Consider the following 25,871-nt stretch of genomic DNA (forward strand, 5'->3'; position numbering starts at 1 on the left):
GCGGAGATGCAGAATATCAGAAAGGTATCGTGAGAGAGGGGACTGGAGAAAAATGAAAGCAAGAAATGTCAGCTTTTCGCCTCCGGATATTACGGAAGCAGAAATCAAGGAAGTAGCGGAGGCTTTACGCAGCGGTTGGATAACCACTGGCCCGCGTACTAAAAAACTGGAAAAAGAAATTGCAGAAATGTGCCGCACATCTAAGGCGGTGTGTCTGAATAGCGCGACGGCAGCTTTGGAGCTGAACCTGCGAGTACTTGGTATTGGGCCCGGCGATGAAGTAATCACCAGCGCCTATACCTATACTGCGTCTGCCAGCGTTATCGAGCATGTGGGAGCGACTATTGTATTGGTAGATACAGCGCCGGACAGCTATGAAATGGATTATGCTAAGCTTGCTGACGCTATTACCGATAAAACTAAAGCGATTATACCGGTAGACTTGGCTGGTATTCCTTGCGATTACGATACAATTTTTGCCGTAGTAGAAAGTAAAAAGGCGCTGTTTAAGCCTGCCAATAAAATACAGCAGACCCTTGGACGCGTTGCTGTGTGCGCTGATGCAGCTCATGCTTTCGGCGCAAGCTGGAAGGGCCAGCCTGTGGGCAGCATTGCCGATTTCACCAGCTTTTCCTTCCATGCTGTAAAGAATTTTACTACGGCAGAAGGCGGCGCAGCCGTTTGGCGCGATATTCCCGGCATCGATAATGAAGAGCTGTACCATGAATACCAGCTGCTGTCCCTGCATGGGCAGAGCAAGGACGCCTTGGCTAAAACACAACTGGGAGCCTGGGAATATGATATCAAGGGAACTTATTATAAATGCAATATGACGGATATTATGGCAGCCATCGGCCTGGTGCAGTTTGAACGATATCCGCAGCTGCTGGCTCGCCGTAAGGAAATTATCACTCAATATGATGAAGCCTTAGCTGATTGCAATGTGCAGGTATTGGAGCATTATAACGGCCAGCATCAGAGCAGCGGGCATCTGTACCTTGTCCGTTTCAACGGTAAGGACAGCGAGTACCGCAATAAATTTATTATTAAAATGGCAGAGCGCGGCGTAGCGACAAACGTGCATTATAAGCCTCTGCCCATGCATACTGCGTATAAGAATTTGGGCTTTGATATTAAGGATTATCCAAATGCTTACGCGCAGTTTGCAAATGAAATGACACTGCCGCTGCATACCTTGCTGACTGACGAGGATGTGGAGTATGTGATGGAATGCTTTAAAGCTGTGCAGAAGGAAATGGCATGATGAAAAGACTCTTTATTATAGGCGCTTCGGTTTTGCAATTGCCTGCTATAAAAAAGGCTAAAGAAATGGGCTTTTATGTAGGCGTGGCAGACTATAATCCTGAAGCTGTTGGAATTAAATTTGCCGATAAATATTTTAATGTCAGTACAATTGATGAACAAGGGATATATCGGGCTGCTAAAGATTTTCGGGCCGATGGAATAATGACTTTGGCAACTGATATGCCAATGCGTTCGTTGGCGTATGCTGCGGAAAAATTGAACCTTCCCGGTATAAGTTATGAAACGGCGGTTAAAGCTACAGATAAAGGAGAAATGATAAAAGCCTTTGCAGCTAATGGAGTAGAACACCCATGGTATTTTGTTTTACAGCAAAAAGATGATCTGCATAATATTATTGAAAAGATAAAATATCCATGCATCAGCAAACCTGTTGATAATGCTGGCAGCAGAGGCGTTGTACTTGTAAAAAGCAAAGAAGAATTATTCGCAGCTTTTGAATATAGTTCAGAGCAAAGTCGTAATGGGGGCGTCATAATTGAAGAGTATCTGGAAGGGCAGGAATATAGCGTAGAAATAATGGTCTTACAAAATATTCCTAAAGTACTTCAAGTTACAGATAAATTAACTACAGGTGCTCCACATTTTGTTGAAATGGGGCATAATCAGCCTAGCCTTAGCAATGACGAGAATATAGAAAAGATTAAGAATTTAGCATGCAGAGCGGTTCAGGCACTAGGAATAAATATAGGTCCAGCTCATGTAGAAATAATGCTTACAAAAGAAGGACCTAAAATGATAGAGCTAGGTGCAAGAATGGGAGGAGACTGCATTACAACGCATTTAGTGCCGTTATCTACTGGTGTTGATATGGTGAAAGCCACGATAGAGTTATCTTGCGGCATAACTCCTAATATCGAGCCTTTATTTAATAAAGGTTCTGCTATTAGATATTTTCCGTCTGTAAAAGGAATCATAAAAAGTATAAGCAATGTGGAACAGGCAAAAAAAATTAGAGAAATAAAAGAGATAACTTTTGTACATAGAGCTGGCGATATGGTATCTGATGTAGCTAGTAGTACAGATAGAATTGGCTTTGTAATAGCGCAGGCAGAGACTGCGGCAGAAGCTATAAAAGCTTGTAATGAAGCTACTTCAATAGTAAAAATAGAGGAATAATATATGTACAGTAGATATTTTAAAAGATTGATTGATGTTTTAATAGCAATATTAGTATTTCCGTTCTTTGCTGTGCTGTTTATTATTGTAGCTCCGATGATTGTATTGGAGGATGGAGGCAGTATATTTTATAAAGCTAAGCGCAGAGGGTTAAATGGGTGTGTGTTCGAGATGTATAAATTTAGGTCGATGAAGATGAATGCACCTGATTTGCGAAATGCGGATAATTCTACTTATAATGCACCAGATGATCCTAGAATAACAAAGATTGGCAAATTTTTAAGAAATACTTCTTTGGATGAAATTCCGCAGATTATAAATGTCCTTAAAGGTGATATGAGCATTATTGGACCAAGACCTATTACGATAAATAGACCACTCCAAGATTATGATGAAAAAAGAAGAATTAGATTGCAAGTAAGGCCTGGGATAACAGGATATACGCAAGCTTATTTTAGAAACTCAATTAAACAGGAAGAAAAATTACAGTATGACGCTGATTATGCAATGAAAGTTAGCTTCTTTGGAGATATGGACATTTTGATGAAAACAGTAGAAACAGTTTTGCTTAGGAAAAATATTTATATTAAAACTAATAACGTGAAAGATGTTCATAAGATAAATTGAAATATTTAAAAAGAAAGGTCGTGTAATTATGGGAGTACAAGGTAAAAGGTTACTAATTTTAGGAGCTGGTCGTGGTCAGGTAGGATTGTACAAAGCAGCAAATGCTTTGGGTATTCATACTATTGCTGGAACAATGCTTGATAATAACCCTCCCGGAATTAAACTGGCAAAAGAAGTTTGTGAAATGAATATTGCTGACCCAGATGAAGTGCTTTTGAAAGCTAAAAATTTAAATTTAGATGGGATCGCAACTTGTTGTTTAGATACTGGAATTCCTGCGTTGGGCAAAACCTGTGATGCATTAAATCTTATTGGACTTACTGAAAGTGCTGCGATAATGTGTGGCGATAAGTTAAAAATGAAGCAGGCTTTCATGGAACACAATGTTAGTACAGCTAGATTCTATGAAATCTCAAATGAAAATGAATTAATAGTTGCTTTAGATAAACTGCAATTACCAGTAATCATTAAAGCTACAGATTTACAAGGAAGTAATGGCATATATATTGCTAAAACTAAAAAAGATGCTTTTGTTGGTTTCGCTGAAGCAATGAAAAAAACAAAACGCTCTTATTGCATTATAGAAGAATATATTGAAGGCTGGGAATTTGGTGCTCAAGCTTTTGTGTATAACGGACAGGTATTGTTTGTAATGCCGCATGGTGATGAAACATATATGAGTCACACTGCAGTACCGGTAGGGCACTATGTACCTCTTGATTGTAGCCAAGATATTTATAGACAAACTGAGCAAGCAGTGAAAAGTGCAATTTTAGCATTAGGATTAAATAATTGTGCTGTAAATGTTGATTTAATTTTAAAAGATAATACTGTATATGTGATTGAATTGACTGGCAGAGTGGGCGCAAATTGCTTGCCTGAATTAGTACAAATTAATTTTGGTATAGAATATTATAAAATGATTGCTATTATGGCTTTAGGAGAAGATCCATCTGAGCTTTGGCAGCAACAAAGAGGATATAATAAAGCTGGCCTAGCTAGGATGATGCTAGAAACTGAAAAGCAAGGAATTATTAGGGATATTAATTATGATGGTAAAGTAGCTGAAAACGTTATTGAAGTTACATTCTTTAAAAAGGTTGGCGATACAGTTAGAATTTTTGAGAATTCTAATGATTGCATTGGTCAAGTAATAGTGCAGGGAGATAATATGGACGAATGTAAAGAAATCCTTGATAATGTAATGAACGATATCCATATAAATTTGGTGTGATTAATATAATAAACGAGAGCTATTATGAGTAATACTTGTAATAGCTCTCTTAAAAATATTTTATGGTGTAAGAGATGAGAAAATTATTTTTGTTTACCAATGAATTTCCATATGGAACATGGGAACCTTATTTAGAAACTGAAGTAAAGTATTATAATAGATTTGATAAAGTATATATTATAGCATTACAGTTACGTAAAGAGCATACTAAAACTATACGTACTTTACCTGACAACGTGGAAGTAGTCCCTGTTTATTATGCACCAAAGTTCATCTATTTAATAAATAGCATCAGAGTATTGTTTAATGTAGATTTATATAGAGAACTTAAAGAATTATATAAGTCCAATAGATTGGGTGTCAGCCAGATAGTGTCTCTTTTTGTGTATTTGAGCCGGGCTGATTATGAAGCAAGAAAAATAAAAGATTTAATTCCAAAAGCTGAATTTAAAGATTCGCTGTTTTATTCTTATCGTTTTGAATATCAGCCATATGTGGCTATATTGTTGAAGAGATGGCTAATACTAAATAATAAAATAGTTTCTAGAGCTCATAGGTATGATTTGTATGAAGATAGACGAAAAAATGGCTATATACCTTTAAGAAAAATATTATTGGAGAATATAAACTGGGTATTACCATGTTCTCTGGATGGAGTAACATATTTGAATAATTGTTATCCTATTTATGCAGATAAAATAAAAGCCGCTTTTCTAGGAACAATGGATAAAGGAGTGGAAGAGTATTATTCAAGCGATAAATTTAGAATAGTAAGTTGTTCTAATGTAGTTGAAGTAAAACGGTTGGATTTATTGATTGAAGCTTTATCAAATATCCAAAAGCATCAAATTAAGTGGACTCACTTTGGTGATGGTGTATTGATGGAAAAGATAAAAAAACTAGCTGCTAATTTACCTGCTAATATTGAAGTGGATTTCAGGGGAAATGTAGCAAATAGTACATTAATGGATGATTATAAAAATAATTGTTACGATTTATTTGTCAATCTAAGTAGTTCGGAAGGGATTCCAGTATCTATAATGGAAGCTATGTCTTTTGGAATACCTTGCTTAGCTACAAACGCTGGTGGAACGGGAGAAATAGTTGAAGATGGAGTATGTGGAACCATTATTCCCGTTGATATAAGCGCTAATAAAGTTGCTGAAAATATTGTTAAATATATAAATATAAATAAAGAAAAATATTTACAATTTAGAAATAATGCTAGGGTACAATGGTTGGAAAAGTTTGATAGTTATAGAAATTATCGTGTTTTTATAGAAAAATTGATTAATGTCTGTGATATGAGAAATGAGGAATGAAGACTTTATGTGTTTAACTGTAAATAAAATTTTCGCTTTGACATTGATGTTATTTCTTCTTCCAATTTTACTATTTATTTTGGATTGTAATATTGTTTTTGTGGCTGTTGTTTATCTATGGTGTTATTTAGCTTTATATTCATATAAAGAGATAGAGAAAAGGGGGATGCTGTTTGCTTTTTTAGTTACTTTTTTTGCTTTTTAATGGGGAGAGAAATCTTAGAACAGTTTTTTATATATAAAGTAGAAGCTTTTGACGATAATACTAATAGGCATGCTTATATATCTATGCTGCTTAGTTTATTGTCTGTTGGCTTAGGTTATATGTTTTTTAGTCAAAAGAAACAAGAATCTAAAGGATTGATTAAAAATGATGGGAATAGTATTCGTTTGAGACTGATAAGTAAAATAGTTTATTATTTTACTATAATATTTGCTATAATAACTAAATTGGTCATAGCAAGATATGTTTTTTCACATGGGTACACTGAATATTATGTAAGTTTTTATGAAAATATGGCAAGTAATGGTATTTTGTATGTTATTAGCAAAATTGAAATTGCAATGCCTGTGGCGTTATGTGTATTTTTATCGACATTACCAACTAAAAAGGAATTACGTCAGCCAATATGGGTATATTTATTTTATTTACTGGTTTCATTAGGTAGTGGGCAAAGATCCACGTTGATGCTAGGGTTACTATTTTTAATGGTATATTTTTTTGTATAGACAGAGTATTGATCCAGATACGCTTTGGGTTAAAAGGAAATGGATATGTGGATCTATATTTGTTGTGCCATTTTTAGCATTGTTTTTTTCTTGGTTTAATGCTTGGCGTTTTAATGAAACGGATAATAACTTTGTATGGTATGCAGGATTATTTGATTTTTTTTATGCACAGGGGGTTACTGTTAATATTATTAAGCATGCTTATAATTTATATGAAGAATTAGCGAATCAACAATTTTATATATTAGAGTTCGCAAAAAGTGGTTTTTTAGCAAGATTATTTAATATTGAAGTATATAATGGAAATTCTATTGAACATGCTTTATATGGAGGAAGTTTTACACATGCCTTGGGGTATAAAGTTCTAGGCAATCTTTATTTAATGGGAAGAGGTACAGGAACTAGTTATATCGCAGAATTATTTCAAGACTTTTCTTATTTTGGTATAGTTTTAGGAAACATACTATATGCTTATTTATTGGCTAATATCAATAGATTTTCAGAATATAAGTCTATATTTATGCATTCGTTACAATTATTGATGATTACTCAGCTTTTATGGGCTCCGAGAGGAAGCTTTTCAGGCTTTTTGTCAGTAATATTTTTCCCATCTACAATCATTACGTTAATAATTATTTTTGGGCTTAACTATTTAATCTCTATCGGCACACGAGGTTCTAGGTGATGAAATGTCAGAAAAAAATGTAATACAGAAATCTATTAGTTGGTCCTTGTTATCTGAAGTAGCAGCAAAATTTATTACTCCAATAACTAGTATGTTGCTTGCACGTATTCTTACACCTAATGACTTTGGCGTTATTGCCATATGTAATATGGTAGTTACTTTTACCGATATTATAAAAGATGCTGGTTTTGGAAAATATATGATACAGAGAGATTTTTGCGATAAAAAAACTCGCGAAGATTATGCCAGTGTAGCTTTTTGGTCTAATTTATTATTATCTATATTCTTGTTTTGTTTTATTATACTAAATCAAGATATTATCGCCTCGTATTTAGGAAATAAGGAATATGGAGCAGCTATTTCTATAAGTTGCATACAATTAATGATTGCTTCTATCTCTAGTATACAAACTAATTTGTTAAGAAGAGAATTTGAATATAAAAAATTATTTATTGTGCGCATATTGATTTCTGCTGTACCTCTTTTAATAACTGTGCCATTGGCTTTCGTTACTAAATCTTTTTGGGCATTGATCATAGGTAATTTAATAGGTGCATTATGTAATGCTGTTACATTAACGTATTTATCTGATTGGAAACCTAGAGTATTTTATTCGGTAAAGATTTTAAAAGAAATGTTCAGTTTTAGTTTTTGGTCACTTTGTGAAGGATTAGCACATTGGTTAATATTTTGGATAGATACTTTTATTGCAGCACAAGTATTTTCTGATTACTATATAGGCTTATATAAAAATTCTGCTAATATGGTTATGTCAATAATGGGGATGGTTTCTGCTTCAATGAGTCCGGTGTTACTATCAGTCTTATCAAGACTTAAAAGTAAAGAAGATTTATTTTATTATACTTTTCTCAATATACAAAAGCTGATGTTATATTTAATCATTCCAATGGGATTAGGCCTATTCTGCTATAGAAAAATTATAACGTTAATTTTATTTGGTGCTAGGTGGTCTGAAGCAAGCGATATTGTGGGTATGTGGGGTTTAATGATGATGTGCAGTCTTATATTTTATAGTTTTACTGCCGAGCTTTACAAAGCAAAGGGAATTCCTAAAGTATTGTTTTTGTTCCAATGTTCATATTTGGCTTTTTTAATACCTGTATGTATGTTGACTACAAGATATGGGTTCTGGAATTTTGTATATGGGAGATGTTTTTCAATTTTAGAATTTGTAATAATGAGTTTGATACTTCTTAAAGTGACTTTTAAAGTAAATATCAAAGAAACTCTATGTAATATGATTAATCCCTTGATTGCTTCTTTAGTTATACCTATATCTTATTTGATGATGAACACATTAATGATTACTGATTTATTGGAATTTGTTGGTATGATGATAAGTACTTTTTCCTATTTTGTTGTAGTACACATGTTTCTTGTTAAAGATATAAATAATCTTAGAAGCTTAATCAAAAATGAGAAAATGGTTTGATGGAATTAAATGGACAACAACAATATAAAACTATAGATATTCTAAAATTTGTAATGGCTTCTTTGATATTAACGCTTCATATTGGAATTCCGTATGATAGCCAAAATATATTGTGCATTATAGCACAGTATATTACTAGATTAGGTGTTCCTTTTTTCTTTACTACATCAGGATTTTTTATATATAGGTAGAGGCTTATGCTTATAATAATAAAAAAGGACGGCCTGCGCCGTCCTCTAGTTTGCAATATGAAGCTGTGGCGTGGGCTGCACAACGGTAGCTTTTACTGAATAGCAAATTCTTTCATTAGGGCATTCCGATAATCTTTATCTATAGATACTCTCCGCGCATCATCCGTTCTACCAAGGGAATAAAGCTTTTGCATCAGTAAAGCGAAACGCTCTTCACCGCGGGCCTCACCACGAGCTTCGCCTTGGGCAATGCCTCTAGCAAATGCGACATCGGATAAATCATTAATAATCTTGCACATAGTTTGCACTCCTTCCTCGGTTTCCTTCAAGTATTTTACACGTTCCTGTAATTGTTTATAATGCATATCACTAGCGCTTGTGCAGAAAAAATCGTGCATCAGCCTGCTTAAAGCAGTTTGGTCGTAACGGCAATTGCCGTTGACATAAATAATGTGGGAGCCGTCGTTAAAGCTGGCTCCGCTTTCCTCAATCTTACGCTCGATGTGGTAAATAGGGCGGCCTTCGCCTAAAATATCGTCCTGCGTAATAAAGATTACATAAGTTTCAAAAAGCTCATGGTAATCGATACCTTTGGAAAAATGCGCAGTATCGACGACGCCGCCGTAGTAACGGGCGCGCTGCGGCGAAGCTCCTTCACTGGCGCTTTGTATTTCTACATTGAAGTACTTACCATTAGCGTCTTGGGCAAGTAAGTCCAGCTGTGCTGAATGTCCGTAAAGGTTGCTGACAACATATTGGCTTAGCGCTCTTACCACCTTAATTTTATCATCATGCAGGATGATACGCAAGAGAAGCTCGGCGGCTGGAATATTGTTTTCAAAGGCCTTGCGCATAAAGAAATCATCGATAAGACGCAGGCGCGCAATGGCTTCAAGATATTCCGGCTTGACAAATTCGTTGGGCATACTTTCATCTCCTATTACAATATATTTGGACAAGGAAGCCGGGCAGCCAGTCCGGCCTCCTTTCCATCTCATGCCTTTGATTTAAAGATTTTGAGTGAAAATACATAAGCAGAATGGGGTAAAACAAAAAAGCAGTACCGGCGCTCTGCAAAAACAGAACGGAGATACTGCTAAATAGATACCGTAAGGTACCGCCCTACTTATGTAATTTTTCAATGTTAGTATAACATATAATAAAAATATATACAAGGGTACTATTTTACAATATCCTTCAAGAAAGGCTACCATGATTGATTTGCAAAAAACTATTGGCACGTTACAATTGAATAATAAGCTTGTAATTTTGCGTACTTGCGGCAGCGAGCATCAAAATACTTTGCTGCGTGGGCTGACGGCCGGCTATCATGCGGTGGATTGCTCATTGCCCAGCGTTCGCATGCAGGTGGAGCAAGACGTTGAGGCTTTCGCAGGTAATTTACCATTGCCTGTTTATTTGGCTCATTTGCATTATGTGCCTGCTTTGCTGCCATGCTTACTGCGCAGCGGCTTGCCGTTGGGGCAAATACTTGCCAGCTGTGGGCAAAGCTGTTTTTTACAGCAGACGGTTAATACAGGCGAGGACGGCGCCGCAGTATTTATGGATTTACCTTTGGCTGCGGCAGATGCCGTAGGGCAGTATACGTTTTTGCCAACGGGGCAATGCCTGGAGCAAATTTTACAGCGGGAAAATAAGCGCGACGTACTGACGGCAATTGTTCAGGGAAGCTTTGGCGCAGACAGGCGGCAGGCGGCGTCCCAGTATATTCATCAGACCTTGCAGCACGACATTATGGAGCATACGCCTGTCAGTGACGATATAGCGCTGTACCGCCTGCTGTGCGCTGCCGCCGGTATGAGCGGGTCAGTAGTCAATTATGCTTTGCTTGCTAATAGCGTGGGCATCAGCGCGCCTACGGTTAAGCAGTGGCTGCAGTTTTTGGCGGGAGCCGGAGTGATTTATTTTTTGCAGCCAGTGGATGATATTGCCGGTAAGCGATTGGTCAAAGCGCCTAAGCTTTACTTTAGAGACACCGCTGCTGCTGCGTATTTGCTGCGGCTTTATGATGCTTCGGCGTTAGTTCCGAGCTTGTATTTTAAAAATTTGTATGAGAATTACGTTGTCAATATTTTGCGCGAAGGCTTTTTACGGCAGGGTATTGTGCCCGAGTGGCGCTTTTATCGTGATTCTAATAATAAGGAAATAAATTTGCTGATACGCTGGGAAAGTACGCTGTATCCTGTTTTTATTAGTAAAGATGCGGTGAATGTGCAGAAGCTGCAAAAGATTGCGGTGGTCTTGCAGCCTTATGCTGAGAGGCTGGGCTTATACTTAGGCGTCGGCTGCGTAATTACCTTGCAGGGTGAAAGCAGGCAGCTGGCGGCGGGCTTATGGCAGGTGAACGCAGCAAGCTTATAATAAAGAAAACCAGGCGTTGCACTGCGCCTGGTTTTTTAGCTGTATTTTATTTGCATAATTGTAAAATGTCGCTGGCTTTTTCCGCTAATAATTGCGCGCCGTGGTCGATTAAAAACTGGCGGCCGCGGAAGCCCCAGCAAGCGCCGATGCAGGGCACGCCGGTATTTTTTGCGGTTAAAAGGTCGGTGTCCGAATCGCCGACGTAGATGGTGCTGTTTTTATCAGCATGTAGCTGCTCCATAATAGCCAGCAGCATATCGGGCTTCGGCTTACGGGCGATGCCCTGGCGTTCGCCGCAGGCTGCGTCCAGCAGGTTAGGAAAATATTGCTGTGCCAGCTCCTGCACGGCGTAGTCCGCTTTGTTGGAGACGATGGCCGTTTGGCAGCCCTGCTTCCGCAGTTCGGCCAAAAGCGGCAGAATGCCGGGATAGGGCTGGGTGTTATCGGCGCAGTGCTCTTTGTAATAAAGGTTGAAGTCGGCAAAAACGGCTTCCTGAATTTCCTGCGAGGTGCCGGCGGGTACGGCGCGGGCGATAAGATTGCGAATGCCGTTGCCGACGAATTGACGTACTTCATCTACGGTACGCAGGGGCAGGCCGTGCTTACCTAAAGTGTAATTGGTAGCGTTGGCTAAATCCTGCAGCGTATCCAGCAGCGTACCGTCTAAATCGAAAATGATAGTGGTGTATTTCATTGTGTACTCCTTGCTCTAGTTTGAGATTAGCTTCTCTTGATATTCTAACATAAAAAATAGCTTTTGACAGCAAGATGCTATATAATAGTAGTGTCTTGAAATTTTGTGATAACCTTGGGGGAACGCAGATGACTTACGCTTATGAACGCATAAAAAAAATAAAGTGCTTTTTGTTTGATATGGACGGCACTATCAATTTAGGAAATGAGCTGATACCGGGTATGGAGGGCTTTTTTGAGAAGCTGAAGGCGGCAGGCCGCGATTATTACCTGCTGACCAATAATTCCTCCCGCAGCCACGAGCATTATGTAAATAAAATGAACGGCCTTGGCGTGCCGGTAACGCGGCAGGATATTTTGATTTCCTCCGACGCTTTGACTAATTGGCTGCGCAAGCATCAGCCGGGAGCGCGGCTTTTCGTTTTGGGCACACCGCAGCTGCTGCAAACGGTAGCGGAAGCGGGCTTTACGCTGACCAATACGTTGGACGAGGGCGCGGATTATGTTGTCGTAGGCTTTGACCAAACGCTGACCTACGAGCGTCTGAGCATTGCCTGCCGTTTGATTGACAAGGGCGTGCCTTATGTGGCTACACACCCGGACGTGCGCTGTCCTATTGAGGGCGGCGAATTTATTCCCGATACGGGCGCAATGCTGGAACTGATTAAAACGGCGACCGGAAAAACGCCGCAGCTGATTTTCGGCAAGCCCTATAAATATATGGTGGACGTGGTGCTGGACAAAACAGGCTATGCTAAAGAGGAAATCGCTATGGTGGGCGACCGCTTGGCGACGGATATTGCCTTTGGGCTGAACAACGATATTTTGTCCATTATGGTGCTGACCGGCGAAGCTACTATGGAGGACGTGGAGCAGGGAAGCATTAAGCCGGATATAATTTTGCCGCACGCTAAGGAAATTTTAAAGTATTTATGAGCCGTTAAAGCGGCTGCTTGTTGTGTATTGCGAGGGTGGTATTATGGCAATTTTAGAAAAAGCTACTGTTTTTACCGATAAAATCAGACCGGTTCCTGCCAGCGAGCTGGAAAAGCGTTTGCAGGCCTTCCGTCAGGCCATGGATAAAGCGCATCCCGGCTGGGAGATGGCGGCGATAAATCACAAAATCGCTATGTATTATTTTACCGGCACTATGCAGGAGGGGGTGCTGCTGATTCGTCCGCAGGATGCGATTCTGTGGGTGCGCCGCAGCTACGACCGTGCCTGCAACGAATCCCATTTCGACGATATCCGTCCGATGCGCAGCTTCCGTGAGGCGGCAGCCTATTATGGTAACGCGCCGAAGATTATGTATATGGAAGTAAGAAAAGCGACGGTGGATTGGGAACGCTTGCTGCGCAAGTATTTTGCGTTTGAGGAGATTGGCTCCATCGACGGTGTGCTGCAGGATTTGCGCATGGTGAAAAGCAAGTACGAGCTGGAAATGATGGCGACCAGCGGCGCTATTCACGAAACGGTGCTGGATGTGGTTGCTCCGGGGATGATTCGGGGCGGCGTCAGCGAGGCGCAGCTTGCTATCGAGCTGTACAGCGAAATGGTGATGCGTGGTTCTCACGGCATCGCGCGTTTTAACCTGCCCATGGGCGAGGAGGTTATCGGTATTGCGGCCTTTGGTAAGAGCGGCCTGGTGCGCACGGCCTTTGATGGCCCCGGCGGCACCAACGGCACCTGTATTGCGGTGCAGTCCATCGGAAACGCGTTCCGCAAGTTGCAGCCGGGACGTTTGGTGTATTTGGATATTCCCTGCGGCTTCGACGGCTATCATACGGATAAAACCGTGGTTTACTATTACGGCGATATTAAAAAGGACGAGCAGGCGCAGAAAATTTTGAACGCGCAGGAGCGCTGCCTGGAGCTTGAGCAGGAGGTCGTTTCCATGATGGCCCCCGGCGTAACGGTGGAAAGCCTGTACCTGCGCACGATGGCGAAATTCAATAATGTTTACGGCGACGGCTTTATGAACGGCGGTAAATTTTTAGGGCACAGCATCGGCCTGGTTATGGACGAAGCTCCGGCTATTGCCAAGGGCTTTACACAGCAGCTGCAGCCGGGAATGGTTTTTGCCGTGGAGCCTAAAATAGCGCTGCCGGGGTTGGGCTTAGTCGGCACGGAAAATACTTACGTCATTACGGAGCGCGGCGCTCAATCGCTGACGGGCCGCAGCCATGGACTGCGCATTGTAGATAAATAATGTACAGAGAGTCCGGCGATTTGCTGAGTTTTCACTGGCTGTATTCTGTTTACAGTTTATATTAAGCCAACAGTGAAAAAATATTAATAAAGAAGCTTAGAAAACTGAATATTTATGGCTTGGCGGCTTGCTGTGCTATCTGCCAAGTGATATAATAATTATAATTTCAAAGGTATATTGACATAATGAAAACTTTATCGTTCAATAAAGTGCGGAGGTGTAGTAGCGGCAGCAGGTATTTTGCTGCAGGCGAGAAACGATGTATGACATTCATTCTCATATAATTTACGGTATTGACGACGGTTCTCCTGATATTGAAACTTCCAGAGAGCTGCTGCGTATGGCGGCAGCCTGTGGGACGAAGCATATTGTGGCTACGCCCCATGTTATTGAAATCACTAATTGTCCGTCCTGGCAGAGAATTCAGGATGGCGTCGCCGAGCTGCGCGGTATAGCGACTGAAGAAAAATTAGATTTGACTATTTATCCCGGCGCGGAAATTGAAATGAACTGGGATATTTTGGATTTGTTTAAAGAGGACGAGCGCTGCTATTGCATAGGCGGTACGAGATACTTATTAGTCGAATTACCTGCCATGACTATTCCCGATTATGTGGAAGATTTTTGGTATGAATTGCAGTTGAAGGGTATCTGTCCGGTACTGGCGCATCCGGAGCGCAATAATATGCTGATGGAACAGCCGGAGCGGTTGTTGAAATGGATGCACGGCGGCTTGCTGACTCAAATGAACGGCGGCAGCGTAACCGGCAGATTTGGCGAGCATGTGCGCCAGAAAGCAGAATTTTTGTTGAAGAACGGTTTGATTTGCTTCTTTGGCAGCGATGCTCATAGAGTGAAAATACGCAATACGGATTTGACCCATGCGCGTGCGCGGCTGGCGGAATTAGTCGGCGAACAGCAGGCGCGGGCGATTTGTGTGGATAATCCCAGGAAGCTGCTGGCTAATGAGGACATAATAGTCAAGCTGCCGCAGCGCTTACAAAAAATAGAAAAAAAGAAGAGCTTTTGGAGTAAGCTTTTTGGATAAGGAGTGGAGTATGAAAAAGTTATTGTTTTCAGCATTGCTGGCAGGCAGTATTTTGTTGCCCTTCAACGGGGCGCTGGCTGCCGACCCCGCCGACTATATTATGTGCGGCGGCGATCAATTACAGCTGACCGTTTATAATCATCCTGATTTGAGCAGTCCGCCTACGGCAACTAATAACCCCTATGTCGTACGCCCTGACGGCAAAATGTCCATGCCTTTGATTGGCGAGGTAGACGTTAATGGTAAAACTGTAGCGCAGGTAACGCAGGAAATTACCGACAGGCTGAGCGAATACATCGTCGACCCGTTGGTAACGATTAATATTACTAAACTGGGCACGACGCGGGTTTACGTTTTAGGCGAGATTAAAAAACAAGGTCTGTACGAATTAGAAAAGAGCCATAATTTGTTGGACGCTTTGTCTAAGGCCGAAGGCTTTACGGAAAAATCCGGTAAGAAAAAGATTTTCGTTATCCGCCGCGGCGAGCAGGAGCCTTTCCTGAAGGTGAATATTAACGAGCTGCTTACTAAAGGCGATACAAGTAAGAATATCGTGCTGAACGAGGGCGATTGCGTATATCTGACCAGCAACGGTAAGATTACCTTCCAGAGAGATATTCTGCCGTTCTTGAGCGGTATTTACATGGTAAGCGAAGTCAAAGACAACGAGGACAATTAAGGAGTATAGACGTGGACGAGCAAGAAATTACAATTGATTTACGCGATTTATGGAACGTAATAAAAAAGAATGTGCCGACTATCAGAAAAGCGACGCTGGGCTGCGTAGCGGCAGCCGCGCTGTACCTGATTATCGTGCCGCCGACGTATGAATCCGTAGCCTTGCTGCGCGTGAAGCAGCCTAAGGGCATTGGCAGTTCCATTTTGGAATCCATGCCCATGGGCAACGCGATGGCTACCAAGCAGCTCATGAGCACCTACGCTGAGATTTTAAAGAGCCGCAGCGTAGTTGTGCCGGTAATCGAAGCTACGGAGGAGGCCGACGACGACGGCTTATACCCCCGCTATGAAAATTATCTGGAAAAGCGCGTAACTACCAATCCGTTTAAGGATACGGAAATCATGGAGGTTAAGGTGAACGCCAAAACCGCCGAGGACGCGCAAAAGGCCAACCAATTATTGGTTAACGGCTTTTTGTCCCGCTTGACCGATTTGGTGCGCGGCGAACAAAAAACTACGCGCTTATTTATCGAAGAGCGCGTAAAATCCTCCAAGCAGGAATTGAACGACGCAGAAACCAAGGTTACGGAGTTCAAAAAGGAAAATAACGTACTTTCCCCTGACGACCAGATTAAAATGGCCGCCGATAAGCTGAGCTTGGTAGATAAGCTGCGCGCCGAAAACCAGGTGGCTTTGGAAGCAGCTAAAGCGCGCAACAGCGCGGTCAGCGGCCAGCTGCAGAATAATTCCGCCAGCATTGCGGATAACAACGTTATTACCGCTTATCAAAAGCGCTTGGCTGAGTTGGAAGCCGAACGCATCGATTACCTCGATAAATATACGGAAAAGCATCCCAAGGTCGTTGAAGTGAACAGGGAAATCGCCGGCCTGCGCCGCAGCATGGACGAAGAAATTAACAAAATCGCTTCCTTGCAAACTTCTTCTACCAACCAGGTACATCAGGGCTTGTTGGCCGATAAGTTTAAGAGCGAAGCGGAACTGAACGTGGCGCAAAGTAATTTGAACACCATCAGCCAACTTGAAGAACGCTATAATAAAGACGTTCAGGTTTTGTCCGAAACGGAGCAGCAGTATTTGTCCCTGCTGCGCGACGCTCGCGTGGCTCAGGAAATTTACGTAATGCTGGCTAAACGCTTGGAGGAAGCGAAGGTTGCCGAGGTTGCCGTATCCACCGAGGTGCAGGTGGTCGATAATCCGACGCTGCCGGAAAAACCGGTCAAGCCTAAGAAGGCGTTGACTTTGGTGTTGTCCTTCTTGCTGGGTTTGTTCGGCAGCAGCGGTTTCGTTATCGCTCGCGAGCTGATGAACAGGACTATCAAGACCAGCGACGATGTGGAAACCTATTTGGGCTTGCCCGTTTTGGCGCAGGTTCCCAGCAACGAATCTCTGAACGAAGCTAAGGAAGTAGAAAATCTCAGCGCATGGCAGAAGCTTTGGAGGGCTGTATGGAAGAAGTAACCTTGATTGCGCACACGGATGCTAAATCTCCCGTATCCGAAGCGTACAGAACGATTAGAACGAATATCAAATTTTCTAATATTGCGGGCAAGGAGCTAAAGTCTATCTTGCTGACCAGCGCTACGCCTAACGAGGGCAAAAGCACTACTATCGGCAATCTGGCGGTAGTTATGGCGCAGGCCGGTTATAAAGTAGTTCTTTTGGATTGCGACTTCCGCAATCCAACGCAGCATAAAATGTTCAAGCTGCATAATAAGGGCTTGAGTAACTGCATCGCTACAGGCAGCGACGTTATGGAAATCATTCAGGCGACGAATGTGGAAAACCTGTATGTGCTGACCAGCGGCCCCGTGGCGCCCAATCCTTCCGAGCTTTTGGGCAACCAGAATATGATTGATATATTGAATACCCTGAAGCAGAATTTCGATTATGTTTTGGTAGACACGCCGCCGGTTATGCCGGTAACGGATGCCGCCGTCATCAGCGGCAAGGTCGACGGTACGATTTTGGTTATTGCGGCGGGCGAGGTAAGCCCGGCTATCGCTAAAGAGGCCAAGACTAAATTGGAGCAGGGCGGCGCGCACCTTTTGGGCGTAGTGCTGAATAAGGTGGATATTGCCGCCAGTCATCATTACGGTTACTATTATTATTATGGAACGGAAGACAAAAGTAATAGCGGGGGGGACAATGGCGTCTAAGGGATACTGGAAGGTAAAGCGTTATTATTAAAGTTTTCCTTGTTATGCATCTGTGCATTGTGCGTTTTGGTGCACGGCAAAGGCAGGAGGTTTAAGTTTAGATGAAAAAGATTTTTGCTGCAGGCGCAGTTGTGGCTTTATTAGCATGTTGTTCCATAGCGGCGGCGTCTCCGCTTGTTACAAGCAACGTATCGCTTGACAGCAGGTACTATGATTATGTCGATAAGCTGGAAGGTATGGGCTATATTAAGGATATGCCCAGCGGCACCAAACCCTATAGCCGTTTGGATATGGCTAAATGGATTGCTTCCATCAATCCAGCCGGTATGCCGGATTATTTGAAGGTTTATTACGATGAAATGGCTGCTGATTTAGCGGAAGAAATTGCTTATGTAAAGGGCGAAAAGCAGCGTTTTGAGAGCAATGTCAAGCTGCGCAGCGCATCGGTTGCTTTTTCTTATGTAGACGCTGACCATACTACTTACGATTATCGTAATAATAATTATAAGCATCAAGATATACCTTCTATTGGACAAAAAATTAACGCTCACTGGCAGCCCTTGAATAAAAATAATAACGGCTACCGTTACGGCGACGGCTTTAATGCCGTGGGCAAGCTGAATATTTCCGGTAGTATCAATAAGGACTTTGCTTTAAGCTTGACGCCGCGTTTCAGCTACGATAAGGACGAGCACGGCGACGCCAGCCTTGAGGAAGGCTATGTAAAGACGCATTTGGGCGTGTGGGGCATCGAGGTTGGCAAGCAGCCCTTGCAATGGGGCGGCAAAGGCAATAAGGGCGCGTTTGTATTCAGCAATAACGCTACGCCGCACACTATGGTCAAGCTGAACTTGCTGGAACCCCATACCTTTGACAACGGCTTTTTGAAATTCTTAGGCAAGGCTAACGTCAATGTTTTCTATAGTCAGATGGAAGGCAACAGGCGCGACCAGGCTGAGGGTTTCTTCCCAGCCGGTAGTGATAGATGGCAAAAAGAAAACGATGGGCTTGATTTATTAGGTGTTCGCGTGGATATTACGCCCAGCGATAATTTTACCTTTGGCTTGGAGCGTGTGTCCATGGCTAAGAGCTTGAACAAGGATTGGCTTTTTGGTGAGAATGCTGAAGCGGACGACCAATGGAACGATATCGGCGGCGTCGATTTCCGCCTTAAGTTCCCCGGCATGCAGGTTTACGGTTCTGCCTACGGCGAGGACCAGGCTGGCGGCCTGCCCTGTGAGTATGCTTACAGCGCGGGACTATACTTCCCGCAGCTTTCCAGCGACGGCAGATGGGATTTGCGCTTAGAAGCGGCTAAGACTAACGAATGGTGGTATAGCCACGGTACTTTTGAAAACGGGTGGACGTATAAGGACGATATCATGGGCGCGTCCATGGGTAAGGATACTTTAGAATGCAGCGCTATCATCAACCATTATATGGATAACGGCGACCGCATCGGCTTCCAGTATACCAATACTGATTTTGACCGCCATAAAACTAACAATCCTAGGATGCAGGAATTCCAAATCAATTACGCCAAGAAGCTGAAAAAAGATATGTATCTTGACGCTATGATAGGTTACGCTATGGTCGATAATGTCGGCTATGTAAAAAATGCCGACGACAGCACGACTATGGTTGGCTTGGGCCTGCGTTGGGAATATTGATTGGTATTACAAAAATAATAAAGCATCCGTCTTTTACGGCGGATGCTTTTTCTATGCATATTATAGATTTTATTCTGTCAGCTCGGCGGCGCAGCTGATAATCTGTACGCCTGCGTCACGCATTTCTTTGATGGCTTGGGATACGGTGTCGGGAGCAATGCCGCGGCAGGCCGCTAAATTTAAAATTACGTCGAAGCCTGCGGCTTTAAGCTGCAGCACGGTGTTCTTGACGCAGTAATCGGTAGCCAGACCGCCGCAGATAACGGTGGTGATGCCGTGGCAGCGCAGGTATTCGATAGCGCCGGTGGATAAAGTATTTTTTAAATCATGGTAGCAGGCGCCGTAGGGGTGTTTGTCCGGTTCGATGCCTTTAAAAATTTGGAAATCGTAGGCGGCGGGGTCGAGGCCCTCGATGAAGTCGAAGCCTTTCGTGCCGATGATGGCGTGCGCGGGCCAGCGGATATCGAGGTCTGGATGGCCTGCTATCGGGGAGAGCGGCGGATTTTGCTCGTCGCTGAGCCACAGGGCGCAGGTGCTGTGCGCGTCGCGCGACGCCAGGCGCAGGCTGGCAAATTGCGCTTGTGCGTTAAGTTCGCCGGCGATTTGGTCGCCTTCGGCTACGGGCAGCTCGTCGGGGCAAACGGGAGTAAACGTGTTTTGCGCGTCGATGTCAAAGGACGCGATATATTTTTTATCCGGTAATTTCATGGGGCAGGCCTTCTTTCTGTTTTGTTTTATTTATTATAGTACAAGGCAATGGCTTATGCAATTAGCTGTTGCCGCTTGGACGGTAAATTTTTTTGGCTGCCGTTGATTATGGGCGTGCGCGTTGCGGACGAGGGCAGTTTTACCGCAGTATGTTGCCTGTTTCTGTTATTGCTTAAATTGCTAGAGTAATGCTATGAACACAATAATTGTGACGAAATTATTATGTATGTGTTGATTTTGTAAAATAATACAAATTTTAGCACTCGCTGCTTGACAGTGCTAACAAAGAGTGGTATAACATAATTAACAAAAGAAATGAGAGCTGAAAAGAGTAAGCGGGCATTTCCAAGTTACAGTTTAACTTACAAATTGCTTCGCCCGTTGGCGGGGCAAGGCATATAAATTGGAGGAATGACTTATGATGTTACCTAGCGTATTTGGCGAAAGCTTATTTGATGATTTTATGAATTTCCCGTTTGAAAAAGAATTTTTCGGCCGCCGCAACTCGTTGTATGGCAAGCATGCGCAGAACGTTATGAAGACCGATATTAAAGAATCGGACGCGGCTTATGAAATGGATATCGACCTGCCGGGCTTTAAGAAAGAGGACGTCAGCGCTAAGCTGGAAAACGGTTACCTGACCATCAGCGCGTCTAAAGGCGTGGAGAAAGAAGAAAAGAACGACGAGGGCGTTTATATCCGCCGCGAGCGTTATACCGGCGAATGCTCCAGAACCTTCTACATTGGCGAAGCCGTCAAACAAGAAGACATCAAAGCCAGATTTGAAGACGGCATCCTGAAGGTTACGGTGCCAAAGGTTGCTCCTCAACAAGTTGAAGAGAAAAAGTACATCGCTATCGAAGGCTGATGCGCCGCTTCGCTTGGACTTGAAAAGATAAATTCATATTCCATCACATCTTACATCACATCCTTTCAAACTGTCGGGAGGGCGCTGCAAGCGTTCTTCCGGCAGTTCTTTATTTAGCGCGCTTGAAGGCTGGGCGCGCGGCTTTTGCTGTGAAAGAGGTTGACAGATGCTGTGCAATGCAATATTCTATGATTATGAAGGTATTTATTTTTTTATTGTTGCTATTGATGAATATTACGGCGGGCTGCGGCCCGATGCAGCGGCCCGCTTCCGATAAGCTGCTGGTGGCGGCCAGCTTTTATCCGATGGCGGAATTTGTCCGCGGCGTTGGCGGCGAACAGGTGGAGGTTATGACCATGGTGCCTGACGGCGCGGAGCCCCACGATTGGGAGCCTTCGCCGCGGGATTTGACGCGCCTGGGACACGCCAGAGTTTTTGTGTACAACGGCATGGTGGAGCCGTGGGCGCAGCAGGCTCTGGAGGCTTTAAGCGAGCGCGGCATTATGCCGGTGGAGGCGGGCGCACGCTTGTTTAATCGCGACGGTGTGCAGGACCCGCATGTGTGGATTAGCCCTAAGCGGGCTATGGTGGAGGTGGAGCGCATTACGGAGGCTTTATGCGCGGCCGACCCGGAGCACGCGGCTATTTACAAACGCAACAGCCGGGACTATCTCGCTCGCTTAAAGGAGTTGGACGCACGGCTGACGCAGATTGGGCGGATGGCGCCGAAAAAGGTTTTCGTGACGGCGCATGCGGCCTTCGGCCATTTAGCGGCGGATTACGGACTGCACCAGCTGAGCGTTACGGGAATTTCGCCGGAGGCGGAGCCGACGCCTGCAGACTTGCAGCGGCTGATAAAAACGGTGCGGCAGGAGGGCGTGCGCTATATCTTTTTTGAAACGCTGACCGACCCCAAAATTGCCGGGCTGGTCGCCAAGGAGGCGGGCGTGCAGACGGCGGTGCTGGACCCTTTGGAGGGAGTCGATGAGGAAGGGCGGCAGGCCGGTCTTGATTATTTAAAAATTATGGAGCGCAATGCGGACAATTTGGCGAAGGCCTTGAACGAATAGCAGAGGAGCTAGAATGGCAGTTAAAAATATTATTACGGTGCGCGGTTTGGGCTTCGATTACGGCGACGGCTGGGTATTCCATAATCTCGATTTGGACATTCCCCAGGGAGATTTTGTGGCCGTCATCGGCGCTAACGGCGCAGGCAAAAGTACGATGATGAAAATGCTGGCTCACGCCTTGGAGCCGACGGCGGGCGAGATTTATTATTTTGGCCGCCCTATTGCGGAGTTCAGCGAGTGGCAGAAAATTGGTTATGTGCCGCAAAATCCGGCGAAGCTGCAGCGGGAATTTCCTATCAGTGTGGAGGAGGTAGCGTCCCTGGGCCTGCTGTCCTCCGGCAGCTTGCTGCGCCGTTTTGGTCAGCAGGAGCGTAAAGCGGTGGACGAGGCGCTGACGGCGTTTAATTTGACGGCTTTGCGCAAGCGTAAAATAGGCGAGTTGAGCGGCGGGCAGCAGCAGCGGGTTTTTCTGGCGCGAGCTATGGTGAAGCGGCCGGAAATTTTGTTGCTGGACGAACCGGCGACGGGTATCGATACGGCGTCTAAAGTGGAGCTGTACGCGATGCTCAAGCGTATTAACCGGGAGCAGGGCGTGACCATCGTAATGATTTCCCACGATTTGGAGCTGGCGGCGGAGGCTGCAAAAAGCGCGCTGTGCATCGACCACGGCATTTGCTTTAGAGGCGAGGTGCACGCGGCGTTGCAGCATCATCATAAGCACGGTTATTTTTACAGATAGAGGTTTTGTTATGCTGGAAATGTTTGAGATGGAATTTATGCAGCGCGCCTGGCTGGCAGGCCTGATTATGGCCGTTATTTGCCCGCTTATCGGCAGCTTTCTGGTGCTGCGGCGGCAATCGCTGATTGGCGACGGCCTTGGGCATATCGCCTTTGCCGGTGTGGCCGGAGGGGCGCTGTGGGGCTATAGCCCTGTGCTGAGCGCGGCGGCGGCGACCGTTCTGGGAGCGCTGGCCATCGAGCGGGTGCGGGTGCGTTTAAGTGACGCGGCGGATATGGTGCTGGCGATCTTTTTTTACAGCGGCATGGGCCTGGCGGTAATTTTTACAGGGTTGAACAAGGAGGGCGGCTTTAATTTAAGCAGCGTACTTTTTGGCAGTCTGATGACGGTCAGCGGCAGGGATTTAATGATCGTCGCGCTTTTAGGCTTGTGTACGATAATTTTTGTGGTTCTATTTTACCGGCCGCTGCAATATCTTACCTTTGACGAAACATCGGCCAGGGTAGCGGGGCTGCCGGTGGAACGGCTGAATTTATTGCTGGCGCTGCTGACTGCGCTGACGGTAGCGTTGTCCATGCGCATTGTGGGCTTGCTTTTGGTATCGGCTATGCTGGTTATTCCTGTGGCCTGCGCTTTGCAGACGGCGCGCAGCTTTGCGGGAACAATTATGCAGAGCATGGCCTACGGCTTGCTGTCCGTGGCTTTGGGGCTGACTGTTTCCTATTACGCCAATCTGGCGCCGGGCGGTACTATTGTGCTGACGGGTACGGCGCTGTTTTTAGGCAGCGGCGTTGTAGGACGCCGCCGTGCGGGCAGCAGGCCTGCTCCCGGAAAGTGCGGCTGTCATATTTGCGAAGAGGAGGCGGCTGGAGATGCGCGTTGATTTGCATATTCACACTACCGCGTCCGACGGAACTTGGACGCCGCAGGAATTAGTGGAGCAGGCGCTGAGAGTTGGCCTGGGGGCTATTGCCGTTACGGACCACGACAGCGTGGCTAATGTGGCGGAAGCGCAGCGGCTGGCTGCGGCGGCGGGCGTTAAATTGTTACCGGCGGCAGAAATTTGTTCGACTAAGGAGAATTTATCCTTTCATATTTTAGGCTACGGCATCGATATTGCCAACAAGCATTTGCTAGAGCTTTTGCAGCATAACGAAGCGCTGCTGGAGCAGAAGGATGTGGACAGCATCGCCTTGCTGCAGCGCGATGGCTGGCCTGTGGACGCGGCGGAATTTGCCCGTTATACCTACGACCGGCGGCGCGGCGGCTGGCGGGCGCTGGCTTATTTGCAGGATAAGGGGCTGTGCAGCGGCGTTAATGATTTCTTCCAGCGTATTTTTACGCCAGAGCATGATTTAGGCTTTCCAACATTTCCTGCGATCGGGCAGGTGGTGGACGCGATCAAGGGAGCCGGAGGCGTAGCCATTTGCGCCCATGCTGCCAGCGGCTTTCATGGCCCCGGGCTGGAGCGCGTGATGGACTTGCTGCGCACAGAGCCTTTGGACGGCTTTGAATGCTATCATTCCGGGCATACGGAGGAGGGCACGAAGCGCCTGCTGCGGCACTGCGTTAAGCATGGGCTGCTGATAAGCGGCGGCAGCGACTGCCACGGCAGCTTTGTGCCGGGGCGTAATTTAGGAGAACCATTTGTGGATACGTCGATGCTGCGCCTGGGCGGCTTGCTGTAATAAAGAAGGCCGGCGCTTGCCGCGGCGGCCTGCTAAGCTGAAGACAAACGGAGGGAAAACTATGGAAAAGGCAAAGGTTTATTTTACTGATTTTCGCACGCCTTACGGAGGAGCCAGCATGCCGCAGAAGCTGCAAAAGCTGATGAAGAAGGCTGGCATTGGCGACATTGACTTTAAAAAGCAGTTTGTAGCCATTTAAATTCACTTTGGCGAGCCGGGCAATATCTCCTATCTGCGGCCTAATTATGCCAAGGCTGTGGTGGATGTGGTTAAAGAATTGGGCGGCAATCCTTTTTTGACGGACTGCAACACGCTGTATGTGGGGCGGCGCAAGCATGCGCTGGAGCATTTGGATACGGCTTATGAAAACGGCTTCAGCCCCTTTTCCACCGGCTGCCATGTAATTATTGCCGACGGCTTGAAGGGTACGGACGAGGCCTATGTGCCGGTGAAGAACGGCGAGCTGGTGAAGGAAGCCAAGATTGGCCGCGCCTTGATGGACGCGGATATCGTTATTTCATTAACGCATTTTAAGGGCCATGAGATGACCGGCTTTGGCGGCGCTATTAAAAACCTTGGCATGGGCGGCGGCTCACGCGCCGGTAAAATGGAAATGCACAACGACGGCAAGCCTAAGGTAAACCAAAAGAAATGCGTGGGCTGCGGGCGCTGCGTAAAAATTTGCGCTCACGGCGCGCCTGCGATTACCGACGGCAAAGCGGCTATCGATATCAATAAATGCGTAGGCTGCGGCCGCTGCCTGGGCACTTGTCCCATGGACGCCATTCATGCGCTTAACGACGCCAGCATGGAAAATCTGAATAAGAAAATGGCAGAATATGCGCAGGCCATTTGTCAGGATCGCCCGACCTTCCATATCAGCCTGATTGTGGACGTATCGCCCTATTGCGACTGCCACGGTGAAAACGACGCGCCCATCGTGCCGGATATCGGTATGCTGGCTTCCTTTGACCCTGTGGCTCTGGATCAGGCCTGCGCCGATTTGGTCAACGCTGCGCCGCCTGTGGCAAATTCCGTTTTAGGCGAGCATTTGGCGAAGGATGCGGCAGGCTGCGTCGGGCACGACCATTTCCATAACACGACGCCGGAATCCGAATGGCAGACCTGCCTGGCCCATGCGGAAAAGATTGGCTTGGGCACGCGGGCCTACGAGCTGATTAAAATGAAATAAGCGGCAGAAAAATTTTTGCTAAAACTGCGTTAAATAATCGACTTTTAAAGCCGGTTGTGATATTAT

The 25,871-nt window shown here is 45.0% G+C and carries 23 protein-coding genes and 2 pseudogenes; 22 read left to right on the top strand and 3 right to left on the bottom strand.

What is annotated here, in order from left to right; all coding sequences use genetic code 11:
• Positions 1-52 precede the first annotated feature (52 nt).
• From QZ105_RS01035 to QZ105_RS01070, 8 genes and pseudogenes are all read left to right on the top strand, one after another.
• Positions 53-1,264, top strand: a complete 1,212-nt coding sequence (locus QZ105_RS01035; protein WP_293727992.1) for a DegT/DnrJ/EryC1/StrS aminotransferase family protein — start codon at positions 53-55, stop codon at positions 1,262-1,264.
• The gene (locus QZ105_RS01040) at positions 1,261-2,442 is read left to right on the top strand and encodes an ATP-grasp domain-containing protein (RefSeq protein ID WP_293727993.1); all 1,182 of its coding nucleotides are present in this window, start codon (positions 1,261-1,263) and stop codon (positions 2,440-2,442) included. Before QZ105_RS01035 ends, QZ105_RS01040 begins: the two co-directional genes overlap by 4 nt.
• 3 nt (positions 2,443-2,445) lie before the next feature.
• Complete coding sequence (locus tag QZ105_RS01045; RefSeq protein ID WP_293727994.1) at positions 2,446-3,069, top strand: sugar transferase; 624 nt, start codon at positions 2,446-2,448, stop codon at positions 3,067-3,069.
• Positions 3,070-3,097: 28 nt separating this feature from the next.
• Positions 3,098-4,303, top strand: a complete 1,206-nt coding sequence (locus QZ105_RS01050; RefSeq protein WP_293727995.1) for an ATP-grasp domain-containing protein — start codon at positions 3,098-3,100, stop codon at positions 4,301-4,303.
• A 74-nt stretch (positions 4,304-4,377) separates the two neighbouring features.
• Entirely contained in the window at positions 4,378-5,625 is a 1,248-nt protein-coding gene (locus QZ105_RS01055; protein WP_293727996.1) for a glycosyltransferase, read from the top strand.
• Between the two features lie 183 nt (positions 5,626-5,808).
• Positions 5,809-6,354, top strand: a pseudogene (gene wzy, locus QZ105_RS01060) (O-antigen polysaccharide polymerase Wzy); the annotation flags it as partial.
• Entirely contained in the window at positions 6,347-7,039 is a 693-nt protein-coding gene (wzy, locus tag QZ105_RS01065; RefSeq protein ID WP_293727997.1) for an O-antigen polysaccharide polymerase Wzy, read from the top strand. The pseudogene wzy (QZ105_RS01060) and the gene wzy (QZ105_RS01065), both read left to right, overlap by 8 nt.
• A 4-nt stretch (positions 7,040-7,043) precedes the next feature.
• Positions 7,044-8,492: a lipopolysaccharide biosynthesis protein gene (locus QZ105_RS01070; RefSeq protein WP_293727998.1), complete on the top strand. Its 1,449-nt coding sequence runs from the start codon at positions 7,044-7,046 to the stop codon at positions 8,490-8,492.
• Between the two features lie 283 nt (positions 8,493-8,775).
• Here QZ105_RS01070 and QZ105_RS01075 read toward each other — a convergent pair whose 3' ends face one another.
• Positions 8,776-9,609, bottom strand: a complete 834-nt coding sequence (locus QZ105_RS01075; protein ID WP_293727999.1) for a PD-(D/E)XK nuclease family transposase — start codon at positions 9,607-9,609, stop codon at positions 8,776-8,778.
• A 286-nt stretch (positions 9,610-9,895) separates the two neighbouring features.
• Here QZ105_RS01075 and QZ105_RS01080 point away from each other — a divergent pair, with 286 nt between their 5' ends.
• The gene (locus tag QZ105_RS01080; protein ID WP_293728000.1) at positions 9,896-11,065 is read left to right on the top strand and encodes a DUF4143 domain-containing protein; all 1,170 of its coding nucleotides are present in this window, start codon (positions 9,896-9,898) and stop codon (positions 11,063-11,065) included.
• Between the two features lie 46 nt (positions 11,066-11,111).
• Here QZ105_RS01080 and QZ105_RS01085 read toward each other — a convergent pair whose 3' ends face one another.
• Positions 11,112-11,759 (bottom strand): HAD family hydrolase, encoded by a 648-nt coding sequence (locus QZ105_RS01085; protein WP_293728001.1) that lies wholly within the window; start codon positions 11,757-11,759, stop codon positions 11,112-11,114.
• Positions 11,760-11,887: 128 nt separating this feature from the next.
• Between QZ105_RS01085 and QZ105_RS01090 the strand changes: the two genes are divergently transcribed.
• The 7 genes from QZ105_RS01090 (at position 11,888) to QZ105_RS01120 (ending at position 19,540) form a co-directional block, all read left to right on the top strand.
• On the top strand, positions 11,888-12,694 hold the full coding sequence (locus tag QZ105_RS01090; protein ID WP_293728002.1) for an HAD-IIA family hydrolase: 807 nt from the start codon (positions 11,888-11,890) through the stop codon (positions 12,692-12,694).
• Positions 12,695-12,737: 43 nt separating this feature from the next.
• Positions 12,738-13,967, top strand: coding sequence for a Xaa-Pro peptidase family protein (locus tag QZ105_RS01095; protein WP_293728003.1), 1,230 nt, complete (start codon positions 12,738-12,740; stop codon positions 13,965-13,967).
• 259 nt (positions 13,968-14,226) lie between these two features.
• Positions 14,227-15,015 (top strand): CpsB/CapC family capsule biosynthesis tyrosine phosphatase, encoded by a 789-nt coding sequence (locus QZ105_RS01100; protein WP_293728004.1) that lies wholly within the window; start codon positions 14,227-14,229, stop codon positions 15,013-15,015.
• Positions 15,016-15,025: 10 nt separating this feature from the next.
• A complete protein-coding gene (locus QZ105_RS01105) occupies positions 15,026-15,694 on the top strand; it encodes a polysaccharide biosynthesis/export family protein (RefSeq protein WP_293728005.1) in 669 nt (222 codons plus the stop codon).
• A gap of 11 nt (positions 15,695-15,705) precedes the next feature.
• Positions 15,706-17,172: a GumC family protein gene (locus QZ105_RS01110; protein WP_293728006.1), complete on the top strand. Its 1,467-nt coding sequence runs from the start codon at positions 15,706-15,708 to the stop codon at positions 17,170-17,172.
• A complete protein-coding gene (locus tag QZ105_RS01115; RefSeq protein WP_293728007.1) occupies positions 17,160-17,870 on the top strand; it encodes a CpsD/CapB family tyrosine-protein kinase in 711 nt (236 codons plus the stop codon). Before QZ105_RS01110 ends, QZ105_RS01115 begins: the two co-directional genes overlap by 13 nt.
• Before the next feature lie 101 nt (positions 17,871-17,971).
• A complete protein-coding gene (locus tag QZ105_RS01120) occupies positions 17,972-19,540 on the top strand; it encodes a capsule assembly Wzi family protein (protein ID WP_293728008.1) in 1,569 nt (522 codons plus the stop codon).
• Between the two features lie 69 nt (positions 19,541-19,609).
• On the opposite strand, the gene QZ105_RS01125 is transcribed toward QZ105_RS01120, so the two are convergent.
• Complete coding sequence (locus QZ105_RS01125) at positions 19,610-20,248, bottom strand: nicotinamidase (protein WP_293728009.1); 639 nt, start codon at positions 20,246-20,248, stop codon at positions 19,610-19,612.
• Between the two features lie 418 nt (positions 20,249-20,666).
• Between QZ105_RS01125 and QZ105_RS01130 the strand changes: the two genes are divergently transcribed.
• From QZ105_RS01130 to QZ105_RS01160, 6 genes and pseudogenes are all read left to right on the top strand, one after another.
• A complete protein-coding gene (locus tag QZ105_RS01130) occupies positions 20,667-21,116 on the top strand; it encodes an Hsp20/alpha crystallin family protein (RefSeq protein WP_293728010.1) in 450 nt (149 codons plus the stop codon).
• Positions 21,117-21,292: 176 nt separating this feature from the next.
• Positions 21,293-22,186 (top strand): zinc ABC transporter substrate-binding protein, encoded by an 894-nt coding sequence (locus QZ105_RS01135; RefSeq protein ID WP_293728011.1) that lies wholly within the window; start codon positions 21,293-21,295, stop codon positions 22,184-22,186.
• Between the two features lie 13 nt (positions 22,187-22,199).
• Positions 22,200-22,925 carry a metal ABC transporter ATP-binding protein gene (locus QZ105_RS01140; protein WP_293728012.1) on the top strand — a complete coding sequence of 242 codons (726 nt, stop codon included), beginning with the start codon at positions 22,200-22,202 and terminating at the stop codon, positions 22,923-22,925.
• A gap of 10 nt (positions 22,926-22,935) precedes the next feature.
• Positions 22,936-23,808: a metal ABC transporter permease gene (locus QZ105_RS01145; protein WP_293728013.1), complete on the top strand. Its 873-nt coding sequence runs from the start codon at positions 22,936-22,938 to the stop codon at positions 23,806-23,808.
• A complete protein-coding gene (locus tag QZ105_RS01150) occupies positions 23,798-24,613 on the top strand; it encodes a PHP domain-containing protein (protein ID WP_293728014.1) in 816 nt (271 codons plus the stop codon). The genes QZ105_RS01145 and QZ105_RS01150 overlap by 11 nt, the downstream gene beginning before the upstream one ends.
• Before the next feature lie 61 nt (positions 24,614-24,674).
• Positions 24,675-25,805, top strand: a pseudogene (locus QZ105_RS01160) (DUF362 domain-containing protein).
• The last annotated feature ends 66 nt before the right edge of the window (positions 25,806-25,871 follow it).

This window comes from uncultured Phascolarctobacterium sp. (assembly GCF_905212365.1).
Taxonomy (GTDB): Bacteria; Bacillota; Negativicutes; order Acidaminococcales; family Acidaminococcaceae; genus Phascolarctobacterium_A.

Bases quoted from the DNA above. Each gene is read 5' to 3' on its own strand.
- QZ105_RS01125 (WP_293728009.1), bottom strand. From the start codon at position 20,248: ATGAAATTACCGGATAAAAAATATATCGCGTCCTTTGACATCGACGCG.
- QZ105_RS01075 (WP_293727999.1), bottom strand. From the start codon at position 9,609: ATGCCCAACGAATTTGTCAAGCCGGAATATCTTGAAGCCATTGCGCGC.
- QZ105_RS01120 (WP_293728008.1), top strand. From the start codon at position 17,972: ATGAAAAAGATTTTTGCTGCAGGCGCAGTTGTGGCTTTATTAGCATGT.
- QZ105_RS01145 (WP_293728013.1), top strand. From the start codon at position 22,936: ATGCTGGAAATGTTTGAGATGGAATTTATGCAGCGCGCCTGGCTGGCA.
- QZ105_RS01055 (WP_293727996.1), top strand. From the start codon at position 4,378: ATGAGAAAATTATTTTTGTTTACCAATGAATTTCCATATGGAACATGG.
- QZ105_RS01085 (WP_293728001.1), bottom strand. From the start codon at position 11,759: ATGAAATACACCACTATCATTTTCGATTTAGACGGTACGCTGCTGGAT.
- QZ105_RS01150 (WP_293728014.1), top strand. From the start codon at position 23,798: ATGCGCGTTGATTTGCATATTCACACTACCGCGTCCGACGGAACTTGG.
- QZ105_RS01090 (WP_293728002.1), top strand. From the start codon at position 11,888: ATGACTTACGCTTATGAACGCATAAAAAAAATAAAGTGCTTTTTGTTT.
- QZ105_RS01135 (WP_293728011.1), top strand. From the start codon at position 21,293: ATGCAATATTCTATGATTATGAAGGTATTTATTTTTTTATTGTTGCTA.
- QZ105_RS01140 (WP_293728012.1), top strand. From the start codon at position 22,200: ATGGCAGTTAAAAATATTATTACGGTGCGCGGTTTGGGCTTCGATTAC.
- QZ105_RS01050 (WP_293727995.1), top strand. From the start codon at position 3,098: ATGGGAGTACAAGGTAAAAGGTTACTAATTTTAGGAGCTGGTCGTGGT.
- QZ105_RS01080 (WP_293728000.1), top strand. From the start codon at position 9,896: ATGATTGATTTGCAAAAAACTATTGGCACGTTACAATTGAATAATAAG.
- QZ105_RS01035 (WP_293727992.1), top strand. From the start codon at position 53: ATGAAAGCAAGAAATGTCAGCTTTTCGCCTCCGGATATTACGGAAGCA.
- QZ105_RS01130 (WP_293728010.1), top strand. From the start codon at position 20,667: ATGATGTTACCTAGCGTATTTGGCGAAAGCTTATTTGATGATTTTATG.
- QZ105_RS01040 (WP_293727993.1), top strand. From the start codon at position 1,261: ATGATGAAAAGACTCTTTATTATAGGCGCTTCGGTTTTGCAATTGCCT.
- QZ105_RS01105 (WP_293728005.1), top strand. From the start codon at position 15,026: ATGAAAAAGTTATTGTTTTCAGCATTGCTGGCAGGCAGTATTTTGTTG.
- QZ105_RS01095 (WP_293728003.1), top strand. From the start codon at position 12,738: ATGGCAATTTTAGAAAAAGCTACTGTTTTTACCGATAAAATCAGACCG.
- QZ105_RS01070 (WP_293727998.1), top strand. From the start codon at position 7,044: ATGTCAGAAAAAAATGTAATACAGAAATCTATTAGTTGGTCCTTGTTA.
- QZ105_RS01045 (WP_293727994.1), top strand. From the start codon at position 2,446: ATGTACAGTAGATATTTTAAAAGATTGATTGATGTTTTAATAGCAATA.
- QZ105_RS01100 (WP_293728004.1), top strand. From the start codon at position 14,227: ATGTATGACATTCATTCTCATATAATTTACGGTATTGACGACGGTTCT.
- QZ105_RS01115 (WP_293728007.1), top strand. From the start codon at position 17,160: ATGGAAGAAGTAACCTTGATTGCGCACACGGATGCTAAATCTCCCGTA.